The 20029-nt window shown below is 72.3% G+C and carries 19 protein-coding genes and 1 pseudogene; 2 read left to right on the top strand and 18 right to left on the bottom strand.

The genetic code is table 11. The features are described 5' to 3' along the window. Positions 1-8: 8 nt before the first annotated feature. Both miaA and BQ9890_RS05865 read right to left on the bottom strand, forming a co-directional pair. Positions 9-1043: a tRNA (adenosine(37)-N6)-dimethylallyltransferase MiaA gene (miaA, locus tag BQ9890_RS05860; protein ID WP_230298003.1), complete on the bottom strand. Its 1035-nt coding sequence runs from the start codon at positions 1041-1043 to the stop codon at positions 9-11. Between the two features lie 148 nt (positions 1044-1191). Beyond that, positions 1192-2538, bottom strand: a complete 1347-nt coding sequence (locus BQ9890_RS05865; RefSeq protein ID WP_075890081.1) for a GNAT family N-acetyltransferase — start codon at positions 2536-2538, stop codon at positions 1192-1194. A gap of 161 nt (positions 2539-2699) precedes the next feature. On the opposite strand from BQ9890_RS05865, the gene BQ9890_RS05870 reads away from it, so the two are divergent. Together BQ9890_RS05870 and BQ9890_RS05875 are read left to right on the top strand one after the other, a co-directional pair. Beyond that, positions 2700-3143: a YbjN domain-containing protein gene (locus BQ9890_RS05870; protein ID WP_075890083.1), complete on the top strand. Its 444-nt coding sequence runs from the start codon at positions 2700-2702 to the stop codon at positions 3141-3143. Further along, positions 3136-3765 carry a hypothetical protein gene (locus BQ9890_RS05875; RefSeq protein WP_078062261.1) on the top strand — a complete coding sequence of 210 codons (630 nt, stop codon included), beginning with the start codon at positions 3136-3138 and terminating at the stop codon, positions 3763-3765. Before BQ9890_RS05870 ends, BQ9890_RS05875 begins: the two co-directional genes overlap by 8 nt. Positions 3766-3867: 102 nt before the next feature. On the opposite strand, the gene BQ9890_RS05880 is transcribed toward BQ9890_RS05875, so the two are convergent. From BQ9890_RS05880 to BQ9890_RS05950, 16 genes and pseudogenes are all read right to left on the bottom strand, one after another. Beyond that, positions 3868-4413 (bottom strand): hypothetical protein, encoded by a 546-nt coding sequence (locus tag BQ9890_RS05880; protein WP_075890085.1) that lies wholly within the window; start codon positions 4411-4413, stop codon positions 3868-3870. 113 nt (positions 4414-4526) lie between these two features. Then, positions 4527-5636: an o-succinylbenzoate synthase gene (menC, locus tag BQ9890_RS05885; protein ID WP_075890087.1), complete on the bottom strand. Its 1110-nt coding sequence runs from the start codon at positions 5634-5636 to the stop codon at positions 4527-4529. Positions 5637-5724: 88 nt separating this feature from the next. After that, a complete protein-coding gene (locus BQ9890_RS05890; protein ID WP_078062262.1) occupies positions 5725-6768 on the bottom strand; it encodes a hypothetical protein in 1044 nt (347 codons plus the stop codon). After that, on the bottom strand, positions 6765-7904 hold the full coding sequence (locus tag BQ9890_RS05895) for a M20/M25/M40 family metallo-hydrolase (RefSeq protein ID WP_230297841.1): 1140 nt from the start codon (positions 7902-7904) through the stop codon (positions 6765-6767). Before BQ9890_RS05895 ends, BQ9890_RS05890 begins: the two co-directional genes overlap by 4 nt. A 239-nt stretch (positions 7905-8143) precedes the next feature. Then, positions 8144-8377 (bottom strand): annotated as a pseudogene (locus BQ9890_RS15240) (tRNA (N6-isopentenyl adenosine(37)-C2)-methylthiotransferase MiaB); the annotation flags it as partial. Positions 8378-8743: 366 nt separating this feature from the next. After that, the gene (gene miaB / locus BQ9890_RS05900) at positions 8744-10339 is read right to left on the bottom strand and encodes a tRNA (N6-isopentenyl adenosine(37)-C2)-methylthiotransferase MiaB (RefSeq protein WP_078062263.1); all 1596 of its coding nucleotides are present in this window, start codon (positions 10337-10339) and stop codon (positions 8744-8746) included. Positions 10340-10528: 189 nt separating this feature from the next. Next, the gene (locus tag BQ9890_RS05905; protein WP_075890089.1) at positions 10529-11017 is read right to left on the bottom strand and encodes a CinA family protein; all 489 of its coding nucleotides are present in this window, start codon (positions 11015-11017) and stop codon (positions 10529-10531) included. Positions 11018-11166: 149 nt separating this feature from the next. Further along, on the bottom strand, positions 11167-11757 hold the full coding sequence (locus tag BQ9890_RS05910; RefSeq protein WP_075890091.1) for a regulatory protein RecX: 591 nt from the start codon (positions 11755-11757) through the stop codon (positions 11167-11169). Between the two features lie 10 nt (positions 11758-11767). Continuing rightward, entirely contained in the window at positions 11768-12883 is a 1116-nt protein-coding gene (gene recA, locus BQ9890_RS05915; RefSeq protein ID WP_075890093.1) for a recombinase RecA, read from the bottom strand. A gap of 278 nt (positions 12884-13161) precedes the next feature. Continuing rightward, positions 13162-13722: a TetR/AcrR family transcriptional regulator gene (locus BQ9890_RS05920; protein ID WP_075890095.1), complete on the bottom strand. Its 561-nt coding sequence runs from the start codon at positions 13720-13722 to the stop codon at positions 13162-13164. Continuing rightward, entirely contained in the window at positions 13715-14545 is an 831-nt protein-coding gene (locus BQ9890_RS05925) for an alpha/beta fold hydrolase (RefSeq protein WP_075890097.1), read from the bottom strand. Before BQ9890_RS05925 ends, BQ9890_RS05920 begins: the two co-directional genes overlap by 8 nt. A 92-nt stretch (positions 14546-14637) precedes the next feature. Beyond that, positions 14638-14877, bottom strand: a complete 240-nt coding sequence (locus BQ9890_RS05930) for a DUF3046 domain-containing protein (RefSeq protein WP_075890099.1) — start codon at positions 14875-14877, stop codon at positions 14638-14640. A gap of 7 nt (positions 14878-14884) precedes the next feature. After that, positions 14885-15232 (bottom strand): helix-turn-helix domain-containing protein, encoded by a 348-nt coding sequence (locus BQ9890_RS05935; protein WP_396142576.1) that lies wholly within the window; start codon positions 15230-15232, stop codon positions 14885-14887. Positions 15233-15403: 171 nt separating this feature from the next. Continuing rightward, the gene (gene pgsA / locus BQ9890_RS05940) at positions 15404-16048 is read right to left on the bottom strand and encodes a CDP-diacylglycerol--glycerol-3-phosphate 3-phosphatidyltransferase (protein ID WP_075890101.1); all 645 of its coding nucleotides are present in this window, start codon (positions 16046-16048) and stop codon (positions 15404-15406) included. 25 nt (positions 16049-16073) lie between these two features. Beyond that, a complete protein-coding gene (locus BQ9890_RS05945; RefSeq protein ID WP_075890103.1) occupies positions 16074-18968 on the bottom strand; it encodes a DNA translocase FtsK in 2895 nt (964 codons plus the stop codon). Between the two features lie 113 nt (positions 18969-19081). Next, positions 19082-20026: a PfkB family carbohydrate kinase gene (locus BQ9890_RS05950; protein ID WP_195907633.1), complete on the bottom strand. Its 945-nt coding sequence runs from the start codon at positions 20024-20026 to the stop codon at positions 19082-19084. Between the last annotated feature and the right edge of the window lie 3 nt (positions 20027-20029).

Here is a 20029-nt window from a genome sequence, read left to right on the forward strand (position 1 = left end):
GTGTGTGGTCACGTCGACACGCTATCCAGGCGCTGCGCCTCCCGGCGCACGATGTCCACGGCGCGGTCCAGCAGAGTGCGGCGCACGGACCCGTCGCCCGTCCCGCCAGCGGCCCCTCCCGTTCCCGCCGCCGGACCCGGGGCCTCCACGTCGAGCCAGTGGATGCGGGGCTCGGGCCGGAACCACTTGACCTGGCGCCGTGCGAGCTGCCGGGTGGCCAGCGCCACCGACTCCGCCGCCTCGGCCTCGGTCATGTCCCCGTCGATGACCGCGAGCGCCTGGGCGTACCCGGTGGCCCTTCGCGCGGTGCGCCCCTCCCGCAGCCCTGCCCCGATGAGCCCGCGGGTCTCCTCGACGAGGCCGTCGCGGAACATGGCGGCCGTGCGCGCACCGATGCGTTCGTCGAGTTCCTCCATGGGACGGCGCACCCCGATCATCACCGCGGGCTGGTGGAAGACCCGACGCGGCATGTGCGCGGAGTAGGGCGCGCCCGTCAGTTCGATGACCTCCAGCGCGCGGATGATCCGACGCGCATTGTGCGGGTCGATGCGCGAGGCGGACTCGGGGTCCAGGGCCGCCAGGCGCTCGTGCAGGGCGCGCGATCCACCCGGGCCCTCGGCCTCCGCCTCCAGCCGCGCCCGCACGGCGGGGTCGGTTCCGGGGAAGTCGATGACGTCGAGCAGGGCGCGCACGTAGAGTCCCGACCCCCCGCACACGAGGGCGACGCCGCCGCGCTGGTGGATGGCTGCGACGTCGTGGCGTGCATGGGCCTGGTAGTGGGCGACCGAGGCCTCGTCGGTGACGTCCAGGACGTCGACCTGGTGGTGCGGGACGGCGCGGCGCTCCCCGACGGGTGTCTTGGCGGTGCCGATGTCCATGCCGCGGTAGAGCTGCATGGCATCCGCCCCGACCAGTTCGGCGGGCCCGGCGGCCGGGGCGCCGAGGACGCCGGGGAGTACCTCGGCCAGGTCCAGGGCGAGGTCGGTCTTGCCCGATGCCGTGGGTCCGACCACGGCGACGACCAGGTCGGAGGCACGCCGCAGCCCTCCGCCCCTCCCCCCCTGCGCGAAGTCCGCCCTGTTCCCACCTCGAAGTCCGCCCTGTTCCGACCTCGAAGTCCGCTCACCCGAGCCCGGGTCGACGCCCTCACCGATGCGCGCACCCGTCATGGGTGCTCCCCCCGCCGCGTGCTCACTCATGGGGACCCTCTGCCCCGCCACCGTGCGCACCCAGTTGCTTCTCCCACCCGACCTCCACCAGCGACGGACGGAAGCCGAGCCGGCGGTTCAGGGCGATGACGGGAGCGTTGGCGCCGTCGGTCCAGGTGTGGATGCGGTGCACCCTGGGGTGGCGCGCGCGCAGCTCGGCCAGGTTCACCCGCTTCATCCACGAGGCCAGACCATGTCCACGGTGGTCCTCGCGCACGAGGGTGCCCTCCTGGAAGGCGATCTCGGGCACCGTCGGGGAGAGCACGAGGGTCGTCCACCCCACCAGTTCCCCGCCGGTCGGGCGCACGGCGGTGAGCACCCACTCCTCGCGGGAACGCTCCGCCAGTGCTTCCTTGCGCAGCACCCGCTGGGGGTCCCACACCTGGGGTTCCTCCGACAGGTCGCCCGAGGGCATGTCGGTGGAGGCCAGGGCGTAGATACGGGCCAACTGGTCCAGGAGGTGCTCAGGCGAGCGCGGGGAGGACCACGAGACCAGCTCGTAGCCCGGCACGGGGGTGGGATCCACCGCGAGTGCCTCCCCCACGTCCAGGGTGGTCACCCACTCGCTGTGCAGAGGGCGGTAGCCGGCAGCAGCGAGCAGGTCGGTCTCGTGGGTGCGCACGGGTGCGGCCACCCCGTCCTCCCCGGGCACGGGGATGCGGAGTCCCGGCACGGCCTGGGGAGTGCCGACCCCGGCCCACCCCGGGCAGTCCGTCCAGTACCAGGCGATGGTCCGCCCCCAGGAGCGCGCGATCGCCTCCCCCAGGCGCAGCAGCAGTCCGTCCAGACCGGAGTGCCTCCACGAGGGCGAGACCTGGACCGAGATCTCGGCACGGTGTGTGTTGTCCCGCAGGGGCGCATGCAAGACGAGGTGGCCCACCACGGCTTCCGCTCCTTCCTCGCCGGGCGCACCGGGCACGACGCAAGCGGAGGGCGCACCGGGGCTGGAAGGCGCACCGGAGCCGGAGGGCACACCGGGCGCGGCGGGAGCGAGGGCGCGGACCTCGGGGGCGATCAGATCAGGGGTCCAGCCCCGGTCATCCTCCCGCGCCGGGCGGCCCGCGCTGGCTGCGGCGTCGCCGGGAACCATGCTCCACAGGTCCTCGATGCGTCGTCCGCCCTCGTCGGCCAGCGCCACCACGCGCAGGACGCGACGGTCCTCATCGCTCGTGACGGCGGCGAACTCCTCGGCGGAGGTGACAAAGTCCTCCGACCCGATCACCTCCAGGGAGTGCGCGCGGCTGAGCGCCTCCAGCCCGTCGTACAGCCCGGGCACAGGGGCGCCCGCAGGGTGGGCGGGCAGGGTGCGCAGGCGGACCAGGGCTGTCATGGGGCAAGTCTAGGGTGCGGCTCCCCGGGCACCGCGCGGCCCCGGGGACCTGCGCCACCCCTGTCACCCCGTCCTGCGCCCGTCACCCGTTCCACCCCCGCTCCACCCCGCGCCCCACCCCCGGGAGCGCACCCGCCCCTGCCCGGAACTAAACTGGGGACATGTCCCCCACCACCACTCCCGTCACCCGCGAGCGGGTGGAGGGCGCGATGCGCAAGCTGGGCCTCATCCCCTTCCTGGGGGACGAGGACCAGGTCGCCGCCATCCTGCCCTCCCACGTCCTGCGCATCGTGCTGCCCCCCGACCGCCCCGTCCAGGGAATCGGCGAGTGGTCACGTGTCCTCGACATCCGCTTCGCACCCCAGGCGGCGGAGTTCACCGCGTCCTTCAACGCCGCGACCTACCTGCCCAAGATGGCCACGGCCGTCACCGATGACGGCCACATCCGCTTCCGCCTGCAGCACACCTTCACCTGGGTGGCGGGTGCCGATGACGAGCAGGTGGACCAGGAGGTCGGCCAGTTCGTCATGGCGTCCCTGGCCGCGTTCACCCGTCTGGGCGAGCGTTTCCCCGACCGCTGGGCCCAGGAGGCAGACGATGAGTGAGTGGAAGACCTGGTCGCTGGGCGGCACGCCCGAGGAGCCGGACGGCAGGACCGGCGGGCCCTCCTCCGGGGACGCCCCCCAGCAGGGCATTCACGAGGGCGGCTCCGCACGCGGTTCCCAGGAGTCGTCCGGGTCGACGGACGGTCCCGGCGACGAGGACCAGCTCAAGTGGGGCACGGAGGTGCTCCCCCTGGACCTGGACCGCCTCGAGCACGTGATGGCCGAGGACGGTTTCCCCCTGGCGCGCGCGGAGTTCAGCCTGACCACCTCCGTGGACGACACGACGGTGCGCGTGCACCGCGAGCCCGCCGACTCCCCCTGGATGCAGGTCGAGACGCGGATGACCCTCCCGGAGGCGACCGCCGCCTCCCTCGACTCGGGCGGGATCACCCCCTTCGACCTGCAGCAGGTCGCGAACACCTGGAACTCCACCCACCTGCAGCCCACCGTGTTCCCCGGTCGGCTGGACGAGAAGTGGTACTTCTTCCTGGTCAGCCGCTTCTTCGTGGGTGCCGGGCTGTCGGACCGTCAGGTCCACCTGCTCCTCCGGCGCGCCGTGGTCGTCGGCCTGCAGGCCGTGCGCGAGCTGCCCGGCCTCGTCCCCCCGACCGCCACGGAGTAGTCGGGCGAGCACCCTTCCGGGTGCGGGTCGGCCCGGAGGTGCAGGCCGCAGCAGAAGTCCGGCACCGGACCGGTACCGAACACCTGCACCGGGCCGGCGCTCTCACTCACCGACGTCGTCCACGACCTCGACGTAGCCTCCGACGAGGTCGCCGCCGCTCTGGGGCTCCCAGAACGGGTCCGTGTGCAGGACGTACTGGGTGTCGTCCATGATGAGAGAGAGCCCGTCATCGCCGCAGGCCGCCGCCCACGGGACGACGGAGTCCTGGTCCTCCCCTCCCGAGGCCGGCGGGTCACCGGGGTCGGTCCGGTCGACGACCAGGCAGAGGACCGCATCGTCGGAGGGTGAGCGCGCGATGTAGAAGCGCGTGCCCGAGGACTCCCCGATGAAGCGCGACGTGGACGCGTCGATGGCCGTGGTCTCGGTGTCGGGGATGTCCTCACTGGTCTGTGCACGGTCGAAGAGCGCGGTGATGTCACTGCCGGTCGCGGTGCCGCCCCCGTCCGTTGACCCGGACGTCGTCTGTGCGCCCGCCCCGCTCCCCTCCGACTGCGCGGTGGAGGTGGGGGTGTCGGCGGTGCACGCCGCCATTCCCACGGTGACGACCGCTGCCAGCAGGCCGGTTGCCACTGCCCGTCGCAGACCCATGTGCGTGCCCCTCCCCCGTCGGTGTCGCTGTCGGTGTCGCTGTCCCGAGACTATCGGCGCGGACCCGCGCCGGAGGGGTTCCGGAGGACGCACCGGCTGACCCGGGCGGTGCCTCAGCGGGCCCGCAGGACCTCGACGTCCTCGGTGACCTCGGCGAGGACGTCCTCCAGGGGCTCGGCCCCCAGGCCGGGGCGGTCGGGCACCTCGATCCACCCGTCGACCATCCGGACGGGCTCCGTGATGTCACGGCGGTAGAAGCGGTCCGAGGCGGAGATGTCGCCGGGCAGGGTGAACCCCGGCAGGGCCGCGAGCGCCGCATTCGCGGCGCGCCCGATCCCGGTCTCCAGCATCCCCCCGCACCACACGGGCACCCCGTTGGCGCGTGCGATGTCGTGGATGCGCCGGGCCTCCACGTAGCCCCCCACACGTCCCGGCTTGATGTTGATGACGCGGGTGGCGCCCAGGGCGATCGCATCGGCGGCGGCGCGGGCGGAGACGACGGACTCGTCCAGGCACACGGGTGTCTCCAGCAGCTCGGTGAGCCGGGCGTGCAGGCGCAGGTCGTCCTCGTAGAGGGGTTGCTCGATGAGCAGGAGCCCGAAGCGGTCGAGCTCGCGCAGCGTGGCGGCATCGGCGAGGGTGTAGGCGGAGTTCGCGTCGACCTGGAGGGGGATGTCGCCGTAGGCCTCGCGCAGCGCGGCCACCGGCTCCACGTCCCAACCGGGCCTGATCTTGATCTTGATGCGGACGTAGCCCTGGTCCAGGTACTCCCCGACCTGGTCGACCAACTGTGGGATGCTCGCCTGGATGCCGACCGAGACCCCGGAGGGCACGCGGGTGCGCGTGGCACCCAACCAGGTGGCGAAGGACTGGCCGAGTTCGCGCAGCTCCGCGTCGAGGACCGCCATCTCCAGGGCGGCCTTGGCCATGCGGTGGCCCACGACGTGCTCCAGCAGCACGGCGACGGTCTGCGGGTGCACGTCGGGGGCTGCCATGAGCAGAGGGGCCAGGTAGTCCCGGATGACCACCTGTGCGCCGGCGACGTGCTCGCTGGAGTAGAACGGGTCGGCCAGGGCCACGCACTCCCCCCACCCGGCAGGGGCGTCCGCGGGCACGACCCGCACCAGGAGGGCCACACGTTCCTCCTGGGTGCCGAAGGAGGTCGTGAACGGGGACACCAGGGGCAGCCTCACCCGGTGCACCTCCACCGCGTCGATCCTCATGTCCGTCTCCTCCCGGTCGCATCCTCCACTGTCCGCGCACCCCCGGGTGTCCCCACCCGTGCCCGTCGCCCGGCCCGCACCCTGCGTGTCACCGGTCCCGCTCGATGAGGTAGCCGCGACCGCGCGCGAACCCGGCCACCTCCCAGCCGTGTTCCAGGAGGGGCAGCATCGCGCCCCGCAGGGCGAACCTCCACGTGTGGGCAGCCCCGGGGTCCCGGTGCCGCAGCCCCTCGATGTCATCCGGTGCAGCGACGAGGACGCGTCCCGCTGCGTCCTCCAGCAGGGCCTCCGCCGTGACCGCTCCGGGACGTGGCTCACCGTGGCTGCCCTCGGTGAGGAGGACGGTCGGCTCGGGGGTGCCCTTTTCGATCCCCACCGATCCCTGCAACGGAGCATCCCCCGACCCGCCGCTGTCCGTGCCGGGCCCGGGTGACCAGCGGGCGCGCGCCCCGGCACGACCACTGTGACCTGCGGCGAGGGCGAGCACGCGGGGGTCGTCGAGGGCCCACCGCACCAGGGCGCGGTCGGAGGGCTCCCCTGTGTTCACACCGTCCTCCAGGGGCCCGTAGAAGTCCACGAGGTACTCCGCGAGGTGGGCACCGAGGCGGTGGAGGTTGAAGTACGCGTTGCGCGACACGAGCGGGTCGTACGTCCAGGTGATCGAGGTGAGGCCGTGCTCCAGTGCCCAGGCACGCTGGTCCAGCTTGAGGGCGCGACCTGCCCCGTGGCCCACGGAAGCGTCGACCAGTCCTGCGACGTGGGAGTGCAGGGAGAGCTCGGCCGGGGCCGCGCAGAATCCGACGCAGACCCCGACCAGAGGGGCGCCGGCAACGGGATCGGCGCGCACGCCGGCCACGTAACCCCCCGCATGCCCGATGGCCCGCATCATGGCGGCTGTCGCGATGGAGGAGTCGGTGGGGCGCGCCCCCCACACGCGGCGCAGGACCTGCTCCGCCTCCGCGAGCTCCGCGGGGGTCTCCAGCAGGGTGATGCGCACGCCCGCGTGGCGGGCTGCCCGTTCGGCCTCGGAGCGCGCCCGCTCCCGCAGGACTGCCCCCGCGCCGGGGTCGGGTGCGGGGACGGCCCCGGACACCGGGGCCACGCCCTCCGGCAGGGGACCCACCGCGCTCACAGGGGGTCCTCGGCGAGGGAGCGCAGCAGGGCGGTGACGAGGGCGGCCCTGCGCGGCATCTCCTCGACGACCACGTGTTCATCGGCAGCATGCGCGCCACCTCCCACCGCACCCAGTCCGTCGAGGACCCGGGAACCGGCTGAGGCCGCGATGTTGCCGTCGGAGGCCCCACCCACCGCCGCCCGGCCCGGGGCCTCTTGGCCGAGTCGCTGGGCGACCTCGACGGCGCGGGCGTACAGGGCGGCGCTGGAGGCGGGCTCCAGGGGTGGGTGCGTCACTCCCCCACTGAGGTCGAGGAGCGCCCCGGGCAGGACGGGGCGCAGGTCCGCCAGCCCCTGCTCGACGCGCTCCTGTTCGGCGCGCGAGGGCGTGCGCACGTCGATGGCGACCGCCGCGAAGGAGGGGACGGTGTTGATGGTGGTGCCGCCCTCGATGACGGTGGGGGTGACGGTGGCACCTGCGGGTCCCGCGTCCAGTGCCGACAGGGCGAGGATCTGGTGGGCGAGCTCGATCGAGGCGTTGACCCCGGATGCGGGCTCGAGGCCGGCGTGGGCGGCACGACCGTGGACCTCGAGGCTGTAGTGGCCCACCCCGCGCCGTGCGGTCTTGAGGGCTCCTCCCGGGGCGGAGGCCTCCAGGACCAGGGTGGAGGGGTGGGCGCCGGCCTCGCGCAGGATGCGCTCACGCGACGTCGGTGCCGCCACCTCCTCGTCCGCGGTCACGAGCAGGGTGATGCCGTCGCTCTCCCAGGGATCGAGTGCCGCCACGGCGTGGAGCGCCTGGACGAGGCCCGCCTTCATGTCGAAGACGCCGGGGCCCAGGGCGTGCCCGTCCCGGACGCACCAGGGGTGGTCCTCCAGTGTGCCCAGGGGCCAGACGGTGTCGAGGTGGCCGAGCAGCAGGACGGACGGTTCTCCCCCGAAGGACCAGCTCACCTGCGGGATGCCCTCGACCTCGACGATCTGGGGTGCCACGCCCAGGAGGCGCTCGCCGATGCCGGCGAGGACCTCTGCGCAGGAGACCAGGGACACCGGGTCGGAGGAGGGGCTCTCGGCGCAGACCAGTGCCCGGAGATCCTCGAGCATGCCCGATGTGGTGCCGGTGGTCCCCAGTGCCGCGGATGTTGGGAGGTGCACGCGTTCCCCTTCCGAGTGCGGCACGGGCCGGGCCCGGGCCTGTGGTGCACGAGGGCCGCAGCTGCGACCGCTCGCGGTGTCCCCTGGGGGACGCCTCACGCTACGTCGGCACCAATGCGCAGGTCACAACCGTCTCAAGAGACGGCCACCCCCTTCCGCCGCCCCTGCAGGCCGAAGCACGCCCCGTCCCACTGCCGGGACGGCCCCTTCACCACCCGTGGGCACACCCCACGGGCTCCTCAGCGCACGCGCAGCGTGGGGATCCCCAACCCGATGCGGGAGTCGTCCTCGTGGGCCTGGCGCTCCTGCCAGGCGTCACCGGCCCTGGTGCGTCGCACCTCGAAGAGTCCCCCGTGCGCCCCGGAGTCCGCGATCAGGTGGTGGGGGGCGCCGTGGGTCACCACCGCCCGCACGACGTCGCCGGGGCGGGGGCGGTCGCCCTCGTCGATTCCGGAGGGCAGCGCGACGTTGACGANCGCAGGAGACCAGGGACACCGGGTCGGAGGAGGGGCTCTCGGCGCAGACCAGTGCCCGGAGATCCTCGAGCATGCCCGATGTGGTGCCGGTGGTCCCCAGTGCCGCGGATGTTGGGAGGTGCACGCGTTCCCCTTCCGAGTGCGGCACGGGCCGGGCCCGGGCCTGTGGTGCACGAGGGCCGCAGCTGCGACCGCTCGCGGTGTCCCCTGGGGGACGCCTCACGCTACGTCGGCACCAATGCGCAGGTCACAACCGTCTCAAGAGACGGCCACCCCCTTCCGCCGCCCCTGCAGGCCGAAGCACGCCCCGTCCCACTGCCGGGACGGCCCCTTCACCACCCGTGGGCACACCCCACGGGCTCCTCAGCGCACGCGCAGCGTGGGGATCCCCAACCCGATGCGGGAGTCGTCCTCGTGGGCCTGGCGCTCCTGCCAGGCGTCACCGGCCCTGGTGCGTCGCACCTCGAAGAGTCCCCCGTGCGCCCCGGAGTCCGCGATCAGGTGGTGGGGGGCGCCGTGGGTCACCACCGCCCGCACGACGTCGCCGGGGCGGGGGCGGTCGCCCTCGTCGATGCCGGAGGGCAGCGCGACGTGGACGAGGCGGTTGTCGCGGGCGCGCCCGGTGATGCGCGCGGTGGCGTTGTCCTTGCGGCCGTCCCCCTCGGAGACGAGGACCTCCACCTCGCGGCCCGCGAGCTCGGCGTTGTCCTCCTCGCAGATGCGGTTCTGGAGGGCGATGAGGCGCTGGTAGCGCTCGGACATGACCTCCGCGGGCACCTGGTCCTCGCGGTCGGCGGCGGGCGTGCCCGGGCGCGGGGAGTAGAGGAAGGTGAAGGCGCTGGAGAAGCGGGCCTGCTCGACGACCTCGAGGGTCTGGGCGAAGTCCTCCTCCGTCTCCCCGGGGAAGCCGACGATGATGTCGGTGGTGATCGCTGCGTCCGGGATGGAGGCGCGCACGCGCTCCAGGATCCCCAGGAACCGCTCCCGGCGGTAGGAGCGGCGCATCTGGCGCAGGATCGCGTCCGAACCGGACTGCAGGGGCATGTGCAGGCTCGGCATGACCGTGGGGGTCTCCGCCATGGCGGCGATGACGTCGTCGGTGAAGGCGGCGGGGTGGGGGGAGGTGAAGCGCACCCGCTCCAGGCCCGGTGTCGCCCCGACGGCGCGCAGGAGCTTCGCGAACGCGCCGCGCTCCCCGAAGCCGACCCCGTAGGAGTTGACGTTCTGCCCCAGGAGGGTGACCTCGATGGCGCCCTGGTCGACGACGGCCTCGACCTCCTGGAGGATCTCCCCGGGGCGGCGGTCGCGCTCCTTGCCGCGCAGGTGGGGGACGATGCAGAAGGTGCAGGTGTTGTTGCAGCCCACCGAGATGGACACCCACGCCGCGTAGGCGCTCTCGCGGTGGGTCGGCAGGGTGGAGGGGAAGACCTTGAGGGACTCCTCGATCTCCACCGCGGCCTCGCGGTTGTGCTCGGCGCGTCGCAGGAGGGCAGGGAGCACGTCGATGTTGTGCGTCCCGAAGACGGCGTCCACCCAGGGCGCGCGCTCGATGATGCCGTCGCGCATCTGTTGGGCCAGGCAGCCGCCCACGGCGATCTGCATGCCGGGGCGGGCGCGCTTGACGGCGGCGAGCTGACCGAGGTTCCCGAAGAGCTTGTTCGCGGCGTTCTCACGCACGGAGCAGGTGTTGATGACCAGCACGTCGGCACCCTGGTCACCGGCGTCGGTGGCGCGTGCGAGGGCGTCGGGCACCAGGTCGACGGGCACGAGGCCCTCGGACTCCAGCAGGCCCGCCATGCGTTCGGAGTCGTGCTCATTCATCTGGCATCCCAGGGTGCGCACCGCGTAGGTGCGGGGCAGGGCCTGCGCGCGGTCCTGCGCGGCGGCCCGCCCACCGTCCGCCACCGGTGACGCGTGGGCGGGTGCGGGCGCGTGCGTGGGGGGAATCGCGGGGGTCATCGTGTCGCTCACCCGCGGAAGTCTAGTCGTGGGGCCGCCGGACGCAGCCGGTGGGAGCCGTGCGGGGGCGTGGGGTCCGCCTCACGAGGGCGGGGCCCGCAGCAGGTCGGGGTGCCGGTGCGAGCACGAGGCCGCTGACGAGGGCGGGGCCGCGAGCTCGGTGGCCACCCACCGACCCCGTTCTCCCGGTCAGACCCCCTGCGGGGTGCCGACCCCCAGGACCTCACCGAGCAGCCCGAGTGCCGCATCGACGCTCCCCCGGCGCACCTCGGCGCGGGATCCCTGCAGGTGCAGCTCCCGGTGTGCGACGCCGCCGGGATGGTGGCAGGCGATGTGGACGGTGCCGGCGGCGTGCCCGTCAGCGGGTCCCGGCCCTGCGACACCGGTGGTGGACAGCGCGATGTCGGCACCCATGAGGCGGGCGACCCCAGCCGCCATCTCGACGGCGACCTCCCGGTCCACCGGGCCGGTGCGGGCGAGGTGGTCACGGTCGACGCCGAGCACCCGGGCCTTCAGCTCGGTGGCGTAGGTGCACACCCCTCCGCGCACGGTTTCCGAGGCCCCGGGCACGTCGACCAACCGGGCGCACAGCGCGCCCCCCGTCAGCGACTCGGCGGTGGCAATGGTGAGGTGGCGGGCGATGAGTGTCGCGACCAGTGAAGTGACGTCGGTGGCCATGGCTCCAGCCTAGGACCGGGGTGCGGGAACCGTCCCCGTCCCCGGGCGTCCCGTCCCTGCGGGTGGGAGGGCCACCCCGCACGGGAGGGTCAGGTCGATCTCATCGACGGCGGTCACCAGTCCGGGGAGGGCCACCCCGCACGGGAGGGTCACTCCTCCCGGGCGGAGAGCGCCTCGGAGGCCACTGCGGAGCACGTGCCCGGGCTGTAGCCCTTGCGGGCCAGCATCCCCGTGAGGCGCCGGTAGGCACGCTCCCGGTCGAGGGATCCCAGGGAGCGCATCTTGTGGGACACGAGATCCCGGGCGCGTTCGAGTTCGTCGTCGCGGTCGACCTGGGCGAGGGCCTCCTCGATGACCTCCCGGTCCAGGCCCCGCCTGCGCAGGTCCTCGACGAGGGCACGTCCGGTCCGCCCCGACCCCGAGAAGCGGTCCCGGACGAGCATGGCGGCAAAGGTCCGGTCATCGACCAGACCGACGGCCTCCAGACGGTCGAGGACCTCCGTGGCGACGTCCTCGGAGAAGCCCCGCTCCGTCATCGCCCGCTGGAGTTCGGCGCGGGAGCATGCGCGCGCGTCGAGCTTGCGCAACGCGACCTCCCGGGCGCCCTCGATCGCCTCCACCCCGGTCAGGGCGGCGTTGCGTTCCCGGCGCCTGGCCAGTCTCTCAGCGGGGGACGTGCGCGGACGCGACCTGTCCTCCCCCAGTTCCGGGTGGTCCTCCGGATCTGCGTACCGGACCATCGATCAGCCCTCAGAACCCTGCGTCCTCCGACGGGTCGATCGCCGCGGCGGCGACCCGGGCGGGACCGGTGGAGGGGTCCTCGACCGCGGCCTCCTCCTCCGGGGCGGTCGCGATGCCCAGGGCGGTGAGGATGCGGCCCTCGATCTCGCTGGCGAGCTCGGGGTTGTCGACCAGGAACTGGCGGACGTTCTCCTTGCCCTGACCGAGCTGGTCGTCCCCGTAGGTGAACCAGGACCCGGACTTGCGGATGATCCCGTTGTCCACACCCATGTCGATGATCGAGCCCTCCCGCGAGATGCCCTTGCCGTAGACGATGTCGAACTCGGCCTGCTTGAAGGGCGGGGCCATCTTGTTCTTGACGACCTTCGCGCGGGTGCGGTTGCCGACGGGCTGGCCCCCCTCCTTGAGGGTCTCGATGCGGCGCACGTCGATGCGGACCGAGGCGTAGAACTTCAGGGCCTTGCCGCCCGTCGTGGTCTCGGGGGAACCGAAGAAGACGCCGATCTTCTCACGCAACTGGTTGATGAAGATGGCGGTGGTGCCCGTGGCGGAGAGGGCACCGGTGATCTTGCGCAGCGCCTGGCTCATGAGCCGGGCCTGGAGCCCGACGTGGGAGTCGCCCATCTCCCCCTCGATCTCCGCCTTGGGGACCAGAGCGGCCACCGAGTCGATGACGACGATGTCGATCCCGCCGGAGCGGATCAGCATGTCCATGATCTCCAGTGCCTGCTCACCGGTGTCGGGCTGGGAGACCAGCAGCGCGTCGGTGTCGACACCCAGCGCCCGGGCGTAGACCGGGTCCAGGGCGTGCTCGGCGTCGATGAATGCGGCGTTGCCGCCGGCCCTCTGGGCGCTGGCCACCGCGTGCAGGGCGACAGTGGTCTTGCCCGAGGACTCCGGTCCGTAGATCTCCACGATCCGCCCTCGTGGGAGTCCTCCGATGCCGAGTGCCACGTCGAGCGCCAGCGAACCGGTGGGGATCACCTGCACCGGGGGCCGGGAGTCGTCACCCAGCCGCATGACGGAGCCCTTGCCGAACTGCTTGTCGATCTGCGACAGGGCGAGTTCCAGGGCCTTGTTGCGATCGTTGCCCGCGCCCTTGCGCGTCGTGTCCTTCGCCATCATGTCCTCCTCGGTGCGGGGCCTCTCCGGCCCGGTGTGCTCGGCTGGTCTTGGATCAGGAGCTCCCCTCTCCGGGGGTCCTGGATGACGGTATGCCCGACCATCGGCATCTGGGAGTCACGCCGGTGCGCCCTGTGGACGCAGGCGGGTTCCCTGTCGCATCTGTGGACGAGCGTAGGTGGAACACGTGTTCGACGCACGTTGACACGCCGGGGCCTGCGCGGAGTCGTCGGAATGTCCTCCCGCACACCGCGGCAGCACCACGGAGAGGGGCGGGGGCCTCAGGACCACTCCCCCAGCACCAGGTGCAGGGAGTCGACGAGCCGCTCGAAGGTGGCGTCCGGGTCCCGGGCCAGACGGAACCCGCCGTGTCCCTCCAGGTCGACGAAACCGTGGACGGTGGAGCGCACCAGGCGGATCGCATCGACGAGGTCGTCGCCGGTCAACGCGTAGGCACGCAGGGCGGAGGCGATCACGGAGACCAGTTCCCCCGCTGCGGTGGACGCCTCGGGATCCCCCGGGTCGGGCGCCACCTGCAGGGCCTCGTACCGTCCGGGGTGACGTGCGGCCCAGGCGCGCAGCGTCGCACACACGGCGACGAGGGCGTCCCGATCCGACAGGCCGGAACAGGCACGCGAGAGCTCCAGGGACACCTCCCCCGCGGCCAGGCGTCCGAGGGCGCCGCGGAGGTCGGAGACGTCCGCGACGTGACGGTAGACGCCCTGGGGGGCGATCCCCAGTTCGCGACCGAGACGCGTGACCGTCACCTCGCCCAGGCCGATGCGGTCGGCGAGGTCCCCCGCACGGCGCACGACCTCATCCCTGTTGAGACGCTCAGGCACGGGTCCCGCCCTCCCTGCGGGCGGGACCCAGGAACGGGAGGAGGGCACCCATGACGACATCCGGCTGCTCCCCCATCGGGTAGTGGCCTGCTCCGGGGACCATGACGAGGTCGCCGCCCAGGGCGTCGGCGACCCACCGCCCCTCCGCTGCGGGGTCGGGGAAGTCCGGGTCGCGGTCGCCCATGACGACCAGCGTGGGGGTGCGCACGTCGGGCAGCGCCTCCTCGGCGGGAGCGTGGGAGGTGCGTGTCGTCCTGCGGAAGGCCCGCCACCTCTCGGGGCTGCGCAGCAGGGAGAGCGTGCGCTCGACGTGCTCGTGGTGGTCGGCGGGGAGCCGGTCACCGAAGAGGGAGGGGTAGTAGTGCCTCCACACCGCAGGTCCCCAGGGTCCCGCGAGGGCGAGGCGCAGTCCCAGCCGTGTGGCCGCCCGGGTGAGGGCCGGGCCGCGGTCGCGGACGAAGGGTCCGATCAACACGAGTCCCGAGACCCGCTCGGGAGCACGGGCCGCAGCGAGCACGGCGGCAGCAGCCCCCATCGAGCTCCCCACCAGGGTGGCACTGTCGGCCCCGAGGCTGTCGAGGACGGCGAGGACGTCCCCCGCCGCGGCGGGGTCATCGAAGGTGCTGAAGGTGGTGCTGCTGGCGCCGTGCCCGCGCAGGTCCATGGATGCGACGCGGAAACCGGCCGCGACCAGCCCGGGCACGAGATGGCGGAAGGCGGCAGTGGTCTCGCCCATCCCGGGCACACAGAGGACCAGCGGCCCTCCGCCCTGGACCTCGGCGTGGATCGTTCCGGACTCACGTGGGATCTCGATGGCAGTCATGTTACGTAGTGTAACTGATCGTTACTGTTCACAACAGGGCGGACGCCCGGGCCTGCGGACGAGCAGCCCCTCTTGGTGAGGGAGCGGGGCGGTCAGGGCCGGGTGCGCCGACGGTCCTTCTTCGGATCGCGGCGGTGGACCCAGCGGGCCTCGTCGCCCTTGCCGGTCTCCGCCACCAGTGCCTCCCACACCGCATCCGGATCCCGGCCCGCGGCCAGGGCCTCGGAAGCCGTCGAGCCCAGGACGGGCAGGTAGAGGTCCACGACGAGCGAACGCCCCAGAGCCGGTCCGTAGACCGTCTCCAGGGCGTTCCAGAACTCGGAGAGCTTCACCGCCGCGTCAGCTGATCAGGGCGACGGGCATGAGGTCGTCCGGCACGGTGTCGGGCACGAAACCGCAGTCCGCACTGGACATGCGGTCCGAGACCTCGCGCAGCACGAACCACAGGGGGACACCGAGGGCATCGGCGATGGCCTGGAGCAGTTCGGAGGAGGCTTCCTTCTGGCCGCGTTCCACCTCGGACAGGTAGCCGAGGGAGACCTGGGCCTGGGAGGACACCTCCCGGAGCGTGCGTCCCTGGCTCTGCCGGAGTGAGCGCAGGACGTCTCCGATCTCCGTACGGAGGAGGGGCGGGGTCATCGTGGTCGCCATGGGCCGACTGTATCCCTTCACATTGGCGGCCCGCATCCGCAGATCATCCACCGAGTGGTTGGTCGCAGGCCGGGTCACCCGGGTCTGGGCCGTCCCGTCGGGGGCCCTGTGGGCATTCATCTGGGTCTTCATGTCCACTCCAACGCGAAGCACCCCGGGGCTATTCCACCGCGTCCCTGCGACGCCTGTGACTTGCGTCGCTCCGACTCAACCCTGTGGGCCCCCCACCGCCGGTGTGCCGTCGGCGCGGGTGGCGCGCATGAGGCGGGCCCCCTCCACGACGTAGACGCCACCGGACCACAGGGTCAGCGCCAGTGCCGCACCGCCCACCACCCAGGCCGCGATGCGGATGGCTCCGGCCGGTCCCTCCCCGAGGAAGGATCCCCAGGGCAGCAGCATGAGGAAGATGAAGAGCATCTGGAGGACGGTCTTGAGCTTGCCGCCACTGTTGGCCGCGACGACGATCCCCCGGCGCAGCAGGACTGCTCGCAGGGCGGTGATGCCGAGCTCACGCACGGCGACGAGCACCGTGAACCACCACGGCACCAGTCCGTCCACGCTCAGCATGACGAATGCGCCGAGTGTGAGGGCCTTGTCCGCGATCGGGTCGACGATGCGCCCGAAGTCAGTCACCAGGTTCCAGGAGCGGGCCAGGTGCCCGTCCAATTGGTCAGTGGCGGCGGCGACCACGAAGACCACCAGCGCCCACCACCGCGCGGCATCGCCGTCGAGGACCATCAGCCACACGAAGACCGGCACCATGACCAGGCGCAGCACCGTGAGGGCGTTGGGCAGGTTCACCAGGGGGACGGACGGTCCCTCGTCCAGCCGGTGGACATTGTCATCGTTCATCGAATCGTTCCTGTTCCGACTGCTCTCAGCGCCCGGTGAGCTGCCAGGCGTCCTCGTCCTGATCGGGTTCCTCGTCGACCCAGTCGACGCTACCCCCGAAATCGTGCCCGGCATAGTCGTCCACGGCACCACCGGACCCTTCGCCCGTCCGAGCACCCGACGTGTTCCCGGGGCCGACCGGTTCACCGGTGTGCGTGTGCGTCGCGGCAGTGGGACCGCCGGTGCGCGGCACCCCACCGGTCGCGCCGGTGCCACCGGCGTCGCCCTCGTGCCCGTGTGCGGTGCCGTCGGCGCCCGGGTGCGGTGTGCCCGCACTGCCGGGAACGGCCCCCTCCCCCGTCGACGGGGGTGCGGCCTCCGCGTCGAGGGAGTCGGTCTCCCCGCGCAGCATGGCCAGGACCTCGGGCAGGGCCTCGGGCTCGACGAGCACCTCGCGGGCCTTGGAACCCTCGGAGGGGCCGACGATCTCGCGGGACTCCAGGAGGTCCATGAGGCGGCCGGCGCGTGCGAAGCCGACCCGCAGCTTGCGCTGCAGCATCGATGTCGACCCCAGCTGCGTGGAGACCACGAGCTCGGCGGCCTGGAGCAGGTCGTCCAGGTCGTCACCGATGTCCTCCGCGACCTTGGCTGCCTTGGCGGGGGCGACCACGTCGGGCCGGTAGTGGGCCTGCATCTGGGACTTCACGTGGGAGACCACGGCGTGGATCTCCGACTCCGTCACCCACGCACCCTGGACACGCATGGGCTTGGCGGCACCCGCGGGGAGGTAGAGCGCGTCGCCCTGCCCGATGAGCTTCTCAGCCCCCGGCTGGTCGAGGATCACGCGTGAGTCCGCCAGGGAGGAGGTGGCGAAGGCCAGGCGCGAGGGCACATTGGCCTTGATGAGCCCGGTGACCACGTCCACGGACGGGCGCTGGGTGGCCAGGACCAGGTGGATGCCGGCCGCGCGTGCCAGCTGCGTGATGCGCTGGACGGAGGCCTCCACGTCGCGGGGTGCCACCATCATCATGTCGGCGAGCTCGTCCACGACGACCAGCAGGTAGGGGTAGGGATGCAGCGTGCGGTTCAGGCCCGGCAGGGCCTTCACCTGGCCCGAGGAGACCGCCTTGTTGAAGTCGTCGACATGCTTGAACCCGTAGGTGGCGAGGTCGTCGTAGCGGGCCTCCATCTCCTTGACCACCCATTCCAGCGCCTCCGCAGCCTTCTTGGGGTCGGTGATGATCGGGGAGATCAGGTGCGGGATGCCCTCGTAGACGGTGAGTTCCACGCGCTTGGGGTCCACGAGGATCATGCGTACCTGCTGGGGGGTGGCGCGCATCATGATCGAGGTGATCATGGAGTTGATGAAGCTGGACTTGCCCGATCCGGTCTGGCCGGCGACCAGGAGGTGGGGGGTCTTGGCGAGGTTGGTGACGACGTAACCACCCTCGACGTCCTTGCCGACACCGACGACCAGGGGGTGGTGGTTGCGCTTGGCGGCTCCCGAGCGCAGCACGTCCCCCAGGGCGACCGTCTCACGGTCGGAGTTGGGGATCTCGATGCCGATCGCCGACTTGCCGGGGATCGGCGAGAGGATGCGCACGTCGGCGCTGGCCACGGCGTAGGCGATGTTCTTCGACAGCGCCGTGATGCGCTCGACCTTGACGCCGGGTCCCAGGGTGACCTCGTAGCGGGTGACCGTGGGCCCGCGGGAGAACCCGGTGACATGGGCGTCGACGTTGAACTCGGAGAGGACCTGCTGGAGGGCCTCCACCACGTGGTCGTTGACCGCGGAGCGGGTCTTGTGGGGCGCACCGCGCACCAGCAGCGACTCCTCGGGCAGGGTGTAGGAGATGGCCTCGTCGAGCTCCGGCTGGAAGGTGTCCTCGGGCAGCTGCGACGTCGGGGGTGCGTCGAGGTGTGTACCGTCCGTGTCCGGGAGGGCCGCCAGGGTCTCGGTGGCGGCCTCCGGGTCAGCCTGGGCGGAGGCGCCGGTGCCGGGAGCGCCCGGTGCGTGGTCGTCGGGTGCGTGGGCCGCGCCCGTCAGGACCGTCGTCTCCTGCGCTGACGAGGGCGCCTCCTCCGTCGGATCCACGGAGGGAACCTGGTCGGGGTCCTCCCATTCCGCAGTCGTGTCATGGGCATGGCGGAATGCCTCGTCCGCGTCGTAGGAGTCCAGGAACGGGTCGTCACCTGCGGCGAGCTGGCGCCGGGCCTCCTCACGGGCCTCGCGGCGCGCGTCACGCGCGGAGTGCCCGGAACCGTCCTGGCCCGTGCCACCGCGCCCGGTCAGCGTGCGCCACAGGTCCGAGAGGCGACCGGGGACCTCGGCGATGCGGGTCCGGGTGGCGAGCAGGACGGAGTAGAGGAGCAGGAGCACCAGCAGCGCGCCAGCCCCCCACGGGGAGAGGAGGTTGGTCAGCGGGCGCGCGATGAACCATCCCGCCAGGCCTCCGGCAGTGAGCAGTGCCTCGAAGGGGTGCAGTGGAGGGTTCCCGGCGCTGACGTGCACCAGACCGGTCAGTGACAGGACGATGCCGATCCCGCCCGCGATGTGGTGGGGCAGGGCATGGGTGCCGGAGCGGGCGCGGATGAGCTCGACGGCCAGACCGACCAGCGCCAGGGGCACGACGACGGAGAAGATGCCGACCAGGCCGGCGGAGGCCATGTGGATGAACATCCCCGCCTGCCCCGAGATGCGGAACCACTCCCGCAACGCCACGACGACGGCCACCGCCAGGCACAGGAAGGCGAGGGCGTCGCGCTTGACCTGGGGATCCGTCTCCCGCCACTGCGTGGCCAGGGACCTGGCCCCACGGCCGATGGCCGCGAACATCCGGGCGAGGACGCCCGGGCGCGCGGGGGTCTCCGCAGGCGCGGGGCGGGAACGTCCGCTCGTCTGCGCCTGACGGGACTTCTTGGCAGGTGTCTTCTGGGCCATGGTGATCCGACGCTACCCGCGCATCCCCACCCGGGCGAAACGACCACGCCGCCCGTGGTGCGACTGTGGCCGTGCGCATGTGCTTCGCCGCGCCCAGCCGGTACGCCGAGTCGTCAGTACGAGTACACGACCCGGCCGACCTCGAGGACCCGCTGGATCTGCTCGGACGTGGGTACGGGCAGGGCGGACTCGTGCGAGATCGTCACGGCGGATGCCGCGTTCGCCCGACGGCAGGCCTCGACCAGGTCGAGGCCCTGGAGCATGGCCGCGCACATCGTGGCCACGTGGGTGTCACCCACTCCGGTGGTGTCGACCACCTCGGAGGTGAAGGCGGGGATCTGGACGCGGGGCTCCGACTGGGTCACCTGGACCTCGCAGCCCATGACACCCAGGCGACGCACCATCGCGGCCTCGGGGCGGAGCACGTCGCGGATGCCCGTGCCGTGACCGCCATCGGTCAGTGCCCTCCCGAGCAGTGCGGCCTCGCGTATGTTCATGGTGAGGACGTCGGCACGGCGCAGGAGGCTGCCCCAGGCCCACACCGGGACCTCGTTGACCGCGGGCGACACCGCCAGCACGAGCGTCACCGAGTCGGGCAGGTCCGCACCCCAGCTGGCCAGGACCTCCGCACCCACAGGGCTCGTCAGGTCCGCACCCGCGATGTGGATGACGTCCCCGGGGACCAGGGGAATGGCGTCCAGTGCCTGACGGGAGGGCTCCGACTCGACACCGGAGGTGACGATGGAGGTGGTCGACCCGTCCGCCTCGACCAGGAGCACCCCCACACCGATGTCCCCGACCAGTTCCTCGGTGAGGATCTCCACTCCCGCGTCCATGAGTTGCTGACGCACCGCGAAGGAGTTCGGACCCGTCCCCAGAGGGGAGGCCAGCGCCGCGTGCACCCCTTGCGCGGACGCCGCGGACAGTGTCGTGAACCCTCCACCGGGGGTGGAGGTCGCAGTGTCCGCGCGCACCGAGGCACCCCTCTCCGGGAGCCGGTCGATGTGCAGCGGCAGGGACAGGAGCACGGAGTGCGTCGAGACGAATCGGCCGGTCATGCC

This window comes from Actinomyces provencensis (assembly GCF_900155435.1).
Classification (GTDB): Bacteria; Actinomycetota; Actinomycetes; order Actinomycetales; family Actinomycetaceae; genus Pauljensenia; species Pauljensenia provencensis.